The organism is Wenyingzhuangia sp. IMCC45467, from assembly GCF_054111205.1.
Map to the genome: position 1 here is coordinate 3,005,092 of NZ_CM134196.1, position 13,469 is coordinate 3,018,560.

16 protein-coding genes are annotated in these 13,469 nt (G+C 30.0%); 9 read left to right on the forward strand and 7 right to left on the reverse strand.

The window, feature by feature from the left end; genetic code table 11:
• Positions 1–24: 24 nt before the first annotated feature.
• On the reverse strand, positions 25–1,134 hold the full coding sequence (locus ACXGQT_RS12790) for a M42 family metallopeptidase (protein ID WP_457830822.1): 1,110 nt from the start codon (positions 1,132–1,134) through the stop codon (positions 25–27).
• Positions 1,135–1,236: 102 nt separating this feature from the next.
• Here ACXGQT_RS12790 and ACXGQT_RS12795 point away from each other — a divergent pair, with 102 nt between their 5' ends.
• From ACXGQT_RS12795 to ACXGQT_RS12805, 3 genes are all read left to right on the forward strand, one after another.
• Positions 1,237–1,923, forward strand: a complete 687-nt coding sequence (locus ACXGQT_RS12795; protein ID WP_457828974.1) for a DUF4294 domain-containing protein — start codon at positions 1,237–1,239, stop codon at positions 1,921–1,923.
• Positions 1,924–1,997: 74 nt separating this feature from the next.
• Entirely contained in the window at positions 1,998–2,378 is a 381-nt protein-coding gene (locus ACXGQT_RS12800; protein WP_457828975.1) for an START-like domain-containing protein, read from the forward strand.
• A gap of 81 nt (positions 2,379–2,459) precedes the next feature.
• Positions 2,460–3,278 carry an aminotransferase class IV gene (locus ACXGQT_RS12805; protein WP_457828976.1) on the forward strand — a complete coding sequence of 273 codons (819 nt, stop codon included), beginning with the start codon at positions 2,460–2,462 and terminating at the stop codon, positions 3,276–3,278.
• Here the strand turns inward: ACXGQT_RS12805 and ACXGQT_RS12810 are convergent.
• The 5 genes from ACXGQT_RS12810 to ACXGQT_RS12830 form a co-directional block, all read right to left on the reverse strand.
• The gene (locus ACXGQT_RS12810; protein ID WP_457828977.1) at positions 3,265–3,822 is read right to left on the reverse strand and encodes a YqgE/AlgH family protein; all 558 of its coding nucleotides are present in this window, start codon (positions 3,820–3,822) and stop codon (positions 3,265–3,267) included. The genes ACXGQT_RS12805 and ACXGQT_RS12810 overlap by 14 nt on opposite strands.
• Before the next feature lie 88 nt (positions 3,823–3,910).
• Positions 3,911–4,183, reverse strand: a complete 273-nt coding sequence (locus ACXGQT_RS12815) for an HU family DNA-binding protein (RefSeq protein ID WP_073122271.1) — start codon at positions 4,181–4,183, stop codon at positions 3,911–3,913.
• Positions 4,184–4,349: 166 nt separating this feature from the next.
• The gene (gene fmt, locus ACXGQT_RS12820; RefSeq protein WP_457828978.1) at positions 4,350–5,294 is read right to left on the reverse strand and encodes a methionyl-tRNA formyltransferase; all 945 of its coding nucleotides are present in this window, start codon (positions 5,292–5,294) and stop codon (positions 4,350–4,352) included.
• Positions 5,291–7,192 (reverse strand): RecQ family ATP-dependent DNA helicase, encoded by a 1,902-nt coding sequence (locus tag ACXGQT_RS12825; protein WP_457828979.1) that lies wholly within the window; start codon positions 7,190–7,192, stop codon positions 5,291–5,293. Before ACXGQT_RS12825 ends, fmt begins: the two co-directional genes overlap by 4 nt.
• Positions 7,185–7,721 (reverse strand): AAA family ATPase, encoded by a 537-nt coding sequence (locus ACXGQT_RS12830; RefSeq protein ID WP_457828980.1) that lies wholly within the window; start codon positions 7,719–7,721, stop codon positions 7,185–7,187. Before ACXGQT_RS12830 ends, ACXGQT_RS12825 begins: the two co-directional genes overlap by 8 nt.
• 84 nt (positions 7,722–7,805) lie before the next feature.
• Here ACXGQT_RS12830 and ACXGQT_RS12835 point away from each other — a divergent pair, with 84 nt between their 5' ends.
• The 5 genes from ACXGQT_RS12835 to ACXGQT_RS12855 are packed head-to-tail and all read left to right on the forward strand — an operon-like array spanning position 7,806 to position 12,838.
• Complete coding sequence (locus ACXGQT_RS12835) at positions 7,806–8,087, forward strand: DUF493 family protein (protein ID WP_457828981.1); 282 nt, start codon at positions 7,806–7,808, stop codon at positions 8,085–8,087.
• Positions 8,088–8,104: 17 nt separating this feature from the next.
• The gene (locus tag ACXGQT_RS12840; protein ID WP_457828982.1) at positions 8,105–9,697 is read left to right on the forward strand and encodes a peptidylprolyl isomerase; all 1,593 of its coding nucleotides are present in this window, start codon (positions 8,105–8,107) and stop codon (positions 9,695–9,697) included.
• The gene (locus tag ACXGQT_RS12845; protein WP_457828983.1) at positions 9,697–10,536 is read left to right on the forward strand and encodes a hypothetical protein; all 840 of its coding nucleotides are present in this window, start codon (positions 9,697–9,699) and stop codon (positions 10,534–10,536) included. Before ACXGQT_RS12840 ends, ACXGQT_RS12845 begins: the two co-directional genes overlap by 1 nt.
• Entirely contained in the window at positions 10,523–11,875 is a 1,353-nt protein-coding gene (locus tag ACXGQT_RS12850) for a peptidylprolyl isomerase (protein WP_457828984.1), read from the forward strand. The genes ACXGQT_RS12845 and ACXGQT_RS12850 overlap by 14 nt, the downstream gene beginning before the upstream one ends.
• 48 nt (positions 11,876–11,923) lie before the next feature.
• The gene (locus ACXGQT_RS12855) at positions 11,924–12,838 is read left to right on the forward strand and encodes an ion channel (RefSeq protein WP_457828985.1); all 915 of its coding nucleotides are present in this window, start codon (positions 11,924–11,926) and stop codon (positions 12,836–12,838) included.
• 2 nt (positions 12,839–12,840) lie between these two features.
• On the opposite strand, the gene ACXGQT_RS12860 is transcribed toward ACXGQT_RS12855, so the two are convergent.
• The gene (locus tag ACXGQT_RS12860) at positions 12,841–13,047 is read right to left on the reverse strand and encodes a hypothetical protein (RefSeq protein WP_457828986.1); all 207 of its coding nucleotides are present in this window, start codon (positions 13,045–13,047) and stop codon (positions 12,841–12,843) included.
• Between the two features lie 13 nt (positions 13,048–13,060).
• On the opposite strand from ACXGQT_RS12860, the gene ACXGQT_RS12865 reads away from it, so the two are divergent.
• A complete protein-coding gene (locus tag ACXGQT_RS12865) occupies positions 13,061–13,447 on the forward strand; it encodes a pyrophosphohydrolase domain-containing protein (protein ID WP_073122247.1) in 387 nt (128 codons plus the stop codon).
• Positions 13,448–13,469: the final 22 nt, after the last annotated feature.

Consider the following 13,469-nt stretch of genomic DNA (forward strand, 5'->3'; position numbering starts at 1 on the left):
GTTGTATTTACTAAGTATGATCTATTAAATACTGTAACTTTTTTCAGTAAAATAAGTAAAATTATCTCCTTCTTTAATTTGCTTAACGCTTTCATAAATTAATTTAATAACGTTTTCTACATCACTTCTATGAACCATTTCTACAGTGGTGTGCATATACCTTAAAGGTAAAGAGATTAGGGCAGAAGGAACCCCACCGTTACTGTATGCAAAGGCATCTGTGTCTGTTCCAGTAGCTCTTGATGAAGCATGACGTTGAAAAGGAATTTCATTTTTCTCAGCCGTTTCAATAATTAACTCACGCACGTTGTGTTGAATGGCAGGAGCGTAAGAGATTACAGGTCCAGCACCAATTTTGCTATCTCCTTCAGATTTTTTATCAATCATTGGAGTGGTGGTGTCATGACAAACATCAGTGACAATAGCAACGTTAGGTTTAATGGTTTGGGTAATCATTTCTGCACCACGTAAACCTATTTCTTCTTGCACAGAGTTGGTAACATATAAACCAAAAGGCAAATCAATATTGTTTTCTTTTATTAAACGAGCTACTTCAGCAATCATAAAACCTCCCATACGGTTGTCTAAAGCTCTACAAACAAATTTATTTCCGTTTAAAATCTCAAAAGTATCAGGGTAAGTAATAACACACCCCACATGTACACCTAAAGCTAAAACTTCTTCTTTGGTTTCGCAACCAACATCAATAGTAATGTTTTCAATTTTTGGAGTATCTTCTTCTTTTCCTTTTAATCTAGTATGAATAGCTGGCCATCCAAAAACACCTTTTACAATTCCTTTTTTTGTATGGATATTTACTTTTTTTGATGGAGCAATAATGTGATCGCTACCACCATTTCTAATTACGTGAATTAATCCGTTATCAGTAATGTAGTTTACATACCAAGAAATTTCATCAGCATGTCCTTCAATCACAACTTTGTATTCAGCCTTAGGGTTTATAACTCCAACAGCAGAACCATATGCATCTGTAATAAATTCATCCACATAAGGTTTTAAATAATCCATCCAGATTTTTTGCCCGTTACTTTCGTATCCGGTAGGGGCGGCATTGTTTAAATATTCTTCTAAAAAGTTTAATGACTTTTCTGTTAAAATGGTCTGTTCACTCATCATATATCTATTTTTAAGTAATCAAAAGTACTATTTTGATTTTAGATATTATGTATGTTGATTCTTGTTTTTAAGCAGGTTAATTATGTATTTTTGGTGTTGATGAAATTAAAAATACAAATATCACTTTGTTTGGTTTTTATGTTGATTTCTTTAAGTTCTCTAGCTCAAGATAAAGAGTGGGAGTATTTAGGAGAACAATATAGAGGAGGAACACTTATAACGGATCCAGATCAGGAAATTCGTTTAGATACTATTGTATTGTTTCCAAAGCCTAAGTTTACAAATAATTACGATAGACGTTATTATGCTTGGCTTAGAAAAAAAACATATAAGGCTTATCCTTATGCAGTGTTAGCAAAGGAAAAATTAGATAGTTTAAATGCAGGTATAGAAGAAATAGAGTCTTCTAGAAAAAGAAAAAGATATATAAAGGACAAACAAGAAATTTTTGAAGAACAATTTGCTGAAGATGTAAAAAAATTAACCAGAACTGAGGGGAGAATTTTAATTAAGTTAATTCACAGGTTGACTGGTGAAACAGTAAATGAACATATTAAAGATAAACGAGGTAACTTTAGAGCTTTTTGGTATAGATTTTCTGCAAGTTTTTTTAAGATTGATTTGGATTTAGAGTATCATCCTGAAAATGTAATGGAGGATTATATGGTAGAAAATATTTTACAACAAGCATTTTTATATAGTCAATTAGAGAGGCATCCGTCTGTTTTACCTAGTGGAAAAATACCTTTGCCTGTTAGGGAAATTCATATAGAAAAAAAGAAATAACTTTAAAACCACATTCTTTTTTTAATAAGTAAAAAAATATTACTTTGCCAACCATCAAAAAAATGAGTACGATCATGGATAAAGAAAAGTATCAATTAGAGTTCCCTATACACGCATCACCATCAATGTTGTATCAGTATTTTGCAACTCCTTCAGGTTTAGGAGAATGGTTTGCAGATAATGTAAACTCTAGAGGAGAGTTATTTACTTTTATTTGGGATGGAGCAGAAGAACAAGCAAAGTTGTTAGCTTCTAAAACAGATGACAGAGCAAAGTTTCATTGGGTAGAAGATGAAGATGATAATGCTTATTTTGAATTTAAAATTCAGGTAGATGCATTAACAAAAGATGTGTCGTTAATTATTACAGATTTTGCCGAAGAGGATGAAATAGACGAAGCAAAAATGTTGTGGGAAAACCAAATTGCTGAACTAAAACACATTATTGGTGCTTAGTTTAAAAAGCCCAATTGTCTTAAAGCTTTGATGAATATCAAGGCTTTTTTTATGTAAATTTGCCAAAAATTTAAGCGTAGCATGATTAATTTTAACGGAAATATTGTTTCAGAAAACGATTCTCAAATCAATTTTAATAACAGAGCATTTAAATATGGAGATGCTTTGTTTGAAACCATTAAGATAAAGGATGAGACTGTTGTTTTTTGTGAAGATCACTATTTTAGATTAATGGCTTCTATGAGAATGTTACGTATGCAAATTCCTATGGAGTTTACGTTAGAGTTTTTTGAAGCAGAAATTTTAAAAACCATCAATGCAAATTCCGGAACCGAAAACCGAGTTAAGTTTACTGTTTATAGGGATGCTGATGGATTGTATGCTCCAGAAAATCACAATATATCTTATATTATTGAAGTTAAAAAAATAGATGTAATTGTAAAAAGTGATTATGTAGTCGATTTGTATAAAGATTTTATGATCAATCCAAATTTGTTATCTACAGTGAAAACAAATAACAAGTTGACTAATGTTTTGGCAGGTATCTATGCTCAAGAAAACGGGTTTGACAATTGTGTGTTATTAAATAGTAATAAGAATGTGGTAGAGTTTACCAATGGAAATATTTTCTTGGTAAAAGGCAATGTAGTTACCACACCTCCTTTGTCTGATGGTTGTATAAAAGGAGTGATGAGAAAAAACATTATCGATGTTTTAGAAAAAAATGAAGATTTTATTCTTGAAGAAGCTTCCATTTCACCTTTTGCTATTCAAAAAGCAGATGAGGTTTTTTTAACCAATGTAATCGTAGGAATCCAGCCTATTACTAAATATAGAAAAAAGACTTTTGAGTCAAAAGTAGTGAAAGAAATAGATGCGTTAGTGTCTAGTTTAAGTTAGGGTCAAAAGGAGCATTTGCCCAAATTTGATATTTACCACCCAATTCCATTAAATTTTCTTTCCACAGATTTCTATTGTGGGTGCTAAATATATTTTGATAATCATTTTCTCTAACCAGCCAAGAATCTCTTTCCCATTCATAGTCTAGTTGCCCTTGTCCCCAACCAGAATAACCAAGGAAAAACCGTATGTCTTCGTTGTTTACTAGGCCTTCATTTAATAAGCGAGATAATTCATTAAAATCACCTCCCCAATAAATACCATCTGTAACTTTTACACTATTGGTAAGTAGGTTAGGTATTTTATGAATAAAATATAAGTTGTCTTGTTCTACAGGACCTCCTTGATAGACTTTAAAATCACATTTAATTTCAGGAATTAAATCGTTTAAACTATAGCCTAAAGGTTTATTCATAATAAACCCTATGGAGCTGGCGGTGGTATGCTCTGTAAGCAAAATAATGGAACGATTAAATGATAAGTCACCTAATATAGATGGCTCAGCAATTAGCAATCTTCCTTTTGAGGGTTTTAAAAAATGCATAGCAATAGCTTTTAATAAACTTAAGAAAAAAAAAGCATAAAAAAAACTCCTTTGTAAAAAGGAGTTTTTAGAATACTATAGCTTGTTATTAGTTTACAGCATCTGATAAACCAGCACCTGGCTTAAACTTAACAACATTCTTCTCTGCAATTTTAATTGTAGCACCAGTTTGAGGGTTTCTACCATCTCTAGCAGGTCTTTTAGAAACAGACCAAGTTCCCCATCCAATTAATGATACCTTTCCTCCATCTTTTAAAGTGGAAGTTACATTATTTGTTACTGACTCTAAAGCTGCTTTAGCTGCTGTTTTAGAAATTCCTGCATCTGTTGCAATTGCATCGATTAAATCTGATTTGTTCATAACTGAAATTTTATTTTAAATTAAATAAGTTTATACTTAAACAAATATATAAGGAATAATAGCTTGTGCAAGTCCTGAGCCCTTAAAAACATTGAATTGTTAATAACTTTTTGTTTTTGTTGATAAAGACGAGTTGAAATTGTTGCTTTATGTACTCTGTTAGTGTTTACTGCATTTCTGCTTTGTCTGTAAATGCGTAACCATTTAATAGACTTACGGCATCCATAAGTTTTTTACCAGCCAGCTTTAATTGGTTAATTTTAATAAAACCATTTAATGTAGCAACTTTAATGGTTTTTTTATTGGTAACAATACTACCTGGAGTTAGTTGATGAGGTTCATGAATTATTTCACACCCATAAATTTTAACACTGATTTCTTCGTTATTATTAATTAAAGTTGTCCATGCAGCAGGATATGGATTTAATCCTCTAATGTGATTGTAAATTTTGTCACTGTTTTGATTCCAATTGATTCTACAGGTATCGGTATGGATTTTATAAGCTAATTTATTACTGTGAGCTGCTTGTTTTTGAGTTTTAACGTTTCCGTTTTCTATTAATTCTAACGTTTCTATAACCAAATCACTTCCTAAGTGCATTAATTTATCATGTAGTTCTCCTACAGTTTCGTTTGGAGCAATCTTGGTTTTATTTTGTAAAATAATTTCGCCTGTATCAATTTTATCATCTAAAAAGAAAGTAGAGGTTCCAGTTTCTGTTTCTCCATTTATAATAGCCCAATTGATAGGGGCAGCTCCTCTATAGTCGGGTAACAAAGAAGCGTGTAGGTTAAAAGTTCCATATTCTGGCAAACTCCATACAGATTTCGGTAACATTCTAAAAGCAACAACAATTTGCAGGTTAGGTTTTAAGGCTTCTAATTCTGCTTGAAATTCTGGAGCTTTTAAGTTGGTGGGTTGTAAAACAGTTAGGCCTTTTTCTACAGCATATTTTTTAACAGCAGATTGTGATATTTTTCTACCTCTACCTGCTTGTTTGTCTGGGGCTGTAATAACCCCTACTACATGGTAATTTTGTTGTAAAACTTTATCTAAAATGGTCACCGCAAAATCTGGTGTTCCCATAAATACAATTCTTAATTTACTCATATTAATTGATAGTATTGTTGATTCTGTTTGATGTAATTTTCGTTCATCAAATATTTTAAAATATCTTTTAAGTGAATAGAATTTACTTTTAAAGCAATCATTAATTCATTAAAAGTTTGTGGTTTTGTTTTTAAAAGGTCAATTGTGTTTTTGTACAAATAATCTATACTGTTGTTTTTTGAGTTTTCTAGGCAAATATCGCAAATACCACAGTTTTTATTACTTTCTTCATTAAAGTAATTTAATATAAGTTGACTTCGGCAAATGGTTTCGTTTTTAAAATATGTCAACGTGTTTTTGCTTTTTTCTAGTTCAATTTCATTAAGGGTTATCAAGTCTTTTTTAACCACATTAATGGTTTGTTTGTCTTCTCTAGGCACTAAAAACTGTAAAGTGTGATTGTTTTGTTTTTTTTGATAACTAATTAACTGAATGCTTTTAAGGTAAGATAGTTTTTTGTGAATTTCAGAAATTGATATTTCTGTTTTTTGTGATAATCTAGGCAGATTTAATTTTTTTGGTAAATCAAACAAGCCTGTGTAATTTCGTAAAATAGTTTCTATTAGTATTTGGTAACTATAATGAGTATCGCAAAATTGCAGTAATTGTTGGCTGCTACAGGTTATTTTTATGTAGGTGTTACTCTCATAAACTTCTTGATAATTTACAATTCCATAATTATCTAATCTTCTTAATGCTTTGCTAGTTTTTGTGGTGTTTAAGTTGTATTTAAGACAAAAAGCATCAATGTCAAAATCAAAATTTTGCTCAATAAGTTCTCCGTAAGCAATTTGAAAATGTTGATTTAGTTTTTGGTAAACTGTATAAATATCTTCAAAACTCAACTCGTTTTGAATGGCTAAATTATTAAATTTTTTAAAATCATTGTTTGATAAAATAACACAAGAAAAAGCTTTGTTTTCATCTCTACCAGCTCTACCAGCTTCTTGTGTATAACTTTCTATATTAGGTGGAATTTCTAAATGAATAACCAATTTAACGTTGCTTTTGTCAATACCCATTCCAAAAGCACTGGTGGCTACCATAATATTGTGTGTTTCATTATTCCAATAATGATAGTTTTGTTCTTTTTCTTTTGAGCTTAAACCTGCATGATAAAAAGTGCTTTTGTAACCTTGCTGATTTAATCTACTAGCAAGTTCCATAACAGCCAATCTATTTTGTAAATAAATAATAGTGGCTATTTTTCTTTTATTTAAAATTTTACAAAGCAAATCAAATTTTTGTGGTGTTTCATAAACTTGATAAGCCAAATTGCTTCTGTAAAAGGAACCTATGTGTTTTTTAACATTTTTTAACTGTAACAAATTAATAATTTGTTCTTGGGTTTTTTGAGTAGCAGTAGCAGTAACGGCTAAAAAAGGAATGTTAGGTAAAAGCGTTCTTAACAAAGAAACTTTTAAATAAGAGGGTCTAAAATCATGTCCCCATTGTGATATACAATGGGCTTCATCAACAGCAAAAAAAGAAATATTTAGTTGTTTTAACTTTTCCTGAATAAGAGGTTGTTGTAATCTCTCAGGAGATAAATATAGTAGCTTTAATTGTTTAATTCTAATATTGTCAAACAAACGAATAATATCATCAGACTTAGATTTGCTAGGAATGGTCATGGCCTCTATACCTTTTTCTTTTAATGACAATACTTGGTCGTTAATTAAAGAGATTAAGGGAGAAATAATCACACAAGTTCCTTCTAAAAGTAAAGCAGGAATTTGATAACAGATAGATTTTCCTCCTCCTGTAGGTAAAATGGCAAAAGTATCTTGTTTGTTTAAAATGTCGTTTATAATATTTTCCTGTAAAGGTCTAAAAGAAGAGTGATTCCAATATTTTTGGAGGGTTTCTTTTAGTAGCTCAGGAGAAATATTACGCATGGCATTTTTTTAAGATAAATTTAAGTCTTTCTTTTGGAGTTCCTTTAGGGACTACAATAATATTCTGATGTGTTTTTTTGTATTCCTCTACAATTTCTTTGTGAATGGCTAATGATTCTTCATAAGTCTCAAATCTTTCAGCATCATTGGTATAAATTTGTTCCCAAGGAGGGAAAATAAATACAGTGTCATAAATGTATTTTTTGTTAGACTGCTTAAAAGTTTCTTCAACAGGAGTGTGAATGCTATTTAGGTAGGCTGTAATATCAGGCATTCCTCTATCAAAAAAACAATGAGTTTTGTTGCTGTTTGTGGCTTGTTGATATTGAATAATTCTTTTTCCTAAAATAATTTTACTAAACAAAATAGGTTGAGATAAGAATAGTTTTTTAGAACCCATCCTTTCTGCTTCTTGAATAATTTCTCTTGATACTTCTTCCATACAAAAGTGACCTTTGCTACGAAGTAAGTTTAATACAGTAGTCTTACCGGTACCTGGAGCACCTGTTAGTACTATTTTTTGTGGCATATATTTAAAATAAACGTATTACGAAGGAGTAAAAATAAGAAATAATTATAGTTTTGTAGCCTGATTACTAAGGATAACTGCAATATGAATAAAAAAGAAGCGTTTTATAAAGATTTAAAAGAGAAATTAGAAAATAACACTAAATTTCCATCAGATTATTTATATAAATTTATCGTTCCAACAACAAAAAATCAAGTAAAAGAAGTAGAAGCTGTTTTTAACAATACAGGAGCTGTAATTAGTACAAGAGCTTCTAAAACAGGTAAGTTTGTAAGTGTTTCAGTAATGATAAAAGTTAAAAATGCCGATGCGGTAATTGCTAATTATCATGCAGTAGAAAAAATAGAAGGTTTAATATCATTATAATTTTATAGCGTAACTATATGAAAAAATATTTTTTAGGAGTTTTAATTCTTTTGGTGTGTTTTAATTCATCAGCCCAAAAAAAAGATAAGGTTTTATTTAAAATTGATGGAGAACCAACGTATGTTTCAGAATTCAAAAAATTATTTAAACAAAAAGATGCTGCAATTTTAGACAAAGACTTTAAGGAGGATTTGCAATTAATGGTAGACTATAAATTAAAGTTAAAACAAGCTGAAAAAGAAGGTTTAGATACTTTAAAATCTATAAAAAAGGAGCTAAATAAATACAAAAGAGATTTGGCAGCACCGTTTTTAACAGATGATGAAACTTTACAAGATTTGTTAGAAGAGGCTTATTACCGAACTAAGAACAGAATTAAAGCAAGTCATATTTTAGTAGCTTTTAAAGGGAATGATACTATTGAAGCGTATAAAAAAATAAAAGATATTCAAACACAAATTAATAATGGTAGTGATTTTGGAGAGTTGGCTGTAAAGTTTTCTGACGATAAAAGTGCGCTACAAAACAAAGGGCAGTTAGGATATTTTACTGCTTTTAGAATGGTGTATCCTTTTGAAGATGCTGCTTATAATACACCAGTAGGTCAGGTGTCAAATATTGTAAAATCTCAATTTGGATATCATTTAATTAAAGTAGATGATTTAGCAGTTTCTGAAGGGAAAGTAAAAGTAGCACACATTATGGTGGCTGGTTTAGACGATGCAAAAAAATCTAGAATAGATAGTGTATATCAAAAACTACAAGAAGGTAAAGAATTTGCGGTATTGGCCAAAGAATATTCTGATGATAGAGGTAGTAGCAATACAGGAGGTGTGTTAAATGCTTTTGAAAAAGGAAGATTGCCTGTTGAGTTTGAAGAAGTAGCATTTTCTATGACAGAGCCTAATACTTACTCAGAACCTTTTAAAACACCATATGGATGGCATATCATTAAGTTTATTAAAAAAGAGCCAATTGCATCTTTTGAGGAGTTAAAAGAAGAACTTAAAAAGAAAGTATTGAGTGATGTTAGAGGTAAAAAACCTAAAGAAGTTGCCTTTGCTAAAATGGAAGCAAAAAACAAGGTAGTGGTAAATCAAGAAGCTAAAAAAGTTTTTGAAACTAATGAAGTTTATAAAATACCTGTAGATAGTTTGCAAAAAGTATTGTTTACTATTAATAAACAGACTTACTTGCAAAAAGATTTTGCTAATTATGTAAAAAACAAAAGAGTTCAAAAGCCTATAGATTATTTTGAGGAATATAAGAACGAGCAATTAAAAGAATATGTTATCAATCATTTAGAAGATCAAAATGATGAATATAGAACCATAGTAGAATCTTATCAAAATGGTCTTGAAATATTTGAGTTAATGAAGTCTCATATTTGGGACGTTCCAGCTAAAGAACCAGAGTTGGTAAAAGCTTTTTACGAAAATAATATTGCTGACTATAAAGAAAAAGGAGAAAAGTTTGAAGAGGTAAAAGGATATGTAGAAAGTGATTATCAAGACAAAGTTCAAAAAGAATGGATGGATTCACTACGTAGCCAAAGTAAAATAAAATACTCTAGACGTCAGGTTAAAAAATTAGAGAAGACCTATAAATAATGAAAAAAATCTTAGCACTTATTGGAGTAATATTCATGATGTCATGTCATCAAGATACTGCAACAGATAATAATGTTGTTGCAAAAGTGTACGATTTTGTTTTAACAAAAGATGATTTAAAAAATAATATTCCTAAAACCAAAACTATTGTAGATAGTTTAAAAGTTACACAAGAATATATTCAGCAGTGGGCTAAGCAAAAATTATTATACAGAAATGCAGAAATCAATTTAGACAACACAAAGGAGTTAGATGAGTTGGTTAGTAAATACAAAGAAGAGTTATATGTAACTTATTACAAAAATGCTTTGGTAAACAAAAAGTTAGATACCTTGGTGTTTCAAAAAGAGATTGATAGCTTTTATGTTAAAAATCAGCAAAGTTTTAAGTTAAATGAAACTTTAATAAAGTTTAAATACATTCACATAGATCCTAAAAATAGAAAAAGATATCAAATAAAAAAGTTGTTTTTATCAGATAACGTAGACGATAAATTAGAAATTTTAAGTGATTATAAGGACTTTGATGATTATTATTTAAAAGATTCTGTATGGGTTTCTTTAAAAGATGTCTATTATCAAAAAACAGAATTCCCTTTGTTAACCTCTTGGGATTTAAAATCAACAAATAAGTTGATAGAAAAAACCGAAGCAGATAAAAGTGTTTACTATATTTACATTCACGAAGTTTTAAATAGTGGAGATATAGCTCCGTTGGAATATGTAAAGCCAACAATTAAAAACATATTATTACAAAAAAATAAATTAAAGTTCTTTAATCAAATGGAACAAATTTTGATTGATGATGCCGTAAAACAAAACAAATATGAAGTTCGTTAAAAAATACCACGCATTATGGTTATGTCTTTTAGGTTTTTACACTGTAAATGCTCAACAAAAGATTAAGATAGATGGTGTTGCAGCTGTGGTAGGAGAAAACATAATACTAGATTCTGATATCGCCAAGTTTAAGCAAGAAATGGCCTCTAGATCTGAAGAAGAAATAGATATTTCTGATTGCGAAATTATGGAAGATGTTATGAGTCAAAAACTATTAGCTCATCATGCTGTAATTGATAGTATTGTTGTTTCTGATGCAGAAATAGCTGGAGGAGTAGAACGTACTTTGGCTCATTTTAAATCTCAAATTGGAGATATGGATAAAGTGGTAGCGCTTTATGGGTTTGATGATTTAGACGATTTAAAAGACGAGTTAACAAGAATACAAAGAGAAAACGCTCTAATATCTAAAGAAAGAGATGCTATTGTTGCAGATGTAGTGGTAACTCCCGAAGAGATTAGATATTTCTATAAAGATTTAAAAGACAAAGGAAATTTGCCAAATTTTGGAGTAGAGGTAGAGTTATCTCAAATTACAATTAAAGCCGAAGCTACTGAAGAAGATATTCAAAAAACCATAGATGATTTAAATAAAATAAAAAAAGACATCGAAAATGGTTTTAGTATGAGGTTAAAAGCCATTTTATATTCTGAAGATCCAGGAGTAGCTCAAAACGGTGGTAAATATACCATTACCAGAGAAAGTGAATTTGTAAAAGAATTTAAAGAAGCTGCTTTTAGTTTAGAAGAAGGAGAAGTTTCAGAACCTTTTAAATCCCAATTTGGATATCATATTTTACAAGTAGAAAAAATAAAAGGTCAACAAAGAGATGTAAGACATATTTTAATGCAACCTAAAATTGATGAAGCCAAGTTAAGTGCAGCAAAAGAAAAATTAGAATCTGTGAGAGCAGAAATTATAGCTAAAGAAATTTCTTTTAATGAAGCCGTAACCAAATATTCTGATGATGAAGCAACCAGATTAAACAACGGAGCTTTGGTAAATACTTATACAAATGATTCTAAGTTTGAGTTAAACAAAATGGATGCAGATTTGTTTTCTAAAATTGATGGCTTAAAAGAAGGAGAAATTACACCGGTGTATTTTGAAGAAACAAGAGAAGGGGTAAAAATGTATAAAATTATTTTAGTAAAAAATAAAATTGATGCCCACGAGGCCGATTTGGCAAAAGACTATGTAAAGTTTCAGCAATTAGCCCTGCAAAAAAAGAAACAAGAAACTTTAGAGAAATGGTACGATACTAAAATTAAAGATACTTATGTAAAACTAAATGGTAGTATGAAAAATTGCGATTTTAAATACCAGTGGATACATTAAAAAACTAAGAAGCCTTGATTTATTCAAGGCTTTTTTTTTAATTAGCATATGGCAAGAATCTTAAAAGATCCTGGTGTTGGATACAAGTCAAACAGAAACGCACAAAGGATTATTGTAAATGGAAATTCTAATGTAAAACACATCAACAGACCACGTACTATTGATGATTTGTACACGTATTTAATCAACATTCCGTGGGCACTTTTTTTAATTTACGTTTTAATTGGTTATGTGTTAATTAATACCTTTTTTGCTATTATTTATTTGTGGATTGGAGTTCAAGAATTTCAAATATCAACAGGAAATATTTTTGATGATTTTATTCATCTGTTCTTTTTTAGTGCACAAACTTTAACCACAGTTGGGTATGGAGCTATTGCTCCAAACGGAGTTATAGGCGGATTTGTATCTTCTTTTGAAGCTCTAATGGGCTTGATGTCTTTTTCTTTTATTACAGGATTATTATACGGTCGTTTTTCTAAACCCAAAGCCAAAATTAAGTTCTCAGAGCATCTTATAGTTCGCGATTTTGAAGATCATAGAGCACTGATGTTTAGAGTAATGAACAAACGTATTAATATGATGATTGAGCCTGAGCTAAATGCCATTATGAACATTACAGAAAAAGGAGAAGATGGTGAGTTTAGTAGACAATTTTATCAGCTAAATTTACAACGAAATAAAATTATGTATTTACCAACTATGTGGACAGTAGTGCATCAAATAGATGAGGAAAGTCCGTTGTTTAAATACACAAAAGAAGAAATGTTAGAGTTAGAAGTTGAGATTTATTTGCTTTTTCAATATCATGAAGAGGCTTTTAATCAAAAATTATATCAACTACATTCTTATGATTTTGGTCAGTTAAAAATAGATTATAAATTTGGCTCTTCTTATGAGTTTGACGAGCACGGTTTTACCATTATAGATCATAATAAACTAAACGATATTCAAAAGATGTAAGCTTATTTTAAAGCAAGTCTTATCAAAACAAAAGAAATGGTTACCACAATACCTGCAATAAAAACTTTAATAGCTGTATTTTTGTAGTGTAATTTGTGTCGTTTTATATCTTTTCTGTAGCTCCAAATCATAGCTGCTGTAAAAGTTAAAACAAAAAATATTGCAAAGTAGATTTGTCCAGTAGAAAACATAAATTTAATTTTTGCCAAAATTAACAAACTAATGAAGAATAAAATCAAAGCAGTACAAGAATTTCACACCGCATATAAATTAGGATATAAAAATGAACCCATTGCGGCTATTGGTGAAGATAAAATCAACCTGAGATTTAATTTGATGGATGAAGAAAATAAAGAATATTTAGAGGCTGCACAAAATGGTGATTTGGTAGAAGTGGCAGATGCTCTTGGTGATATGTTGTATATTTTATGCGGAACTATTATTGAACATGGAATGCAACATAAAATAGAAGAGGTTTTTGAAGAAATTCAAAGAAGTAATATGAGTAAATTAGGAGAAGATGGAGAACCTATTTACAGAGAAGATGGAAAAGTATTAAAAGGCCCTAATTATTTTAAACCCAATATCGAAAAGATATTAAATAGTTAACGACTATTCCCTTGTAGTAATC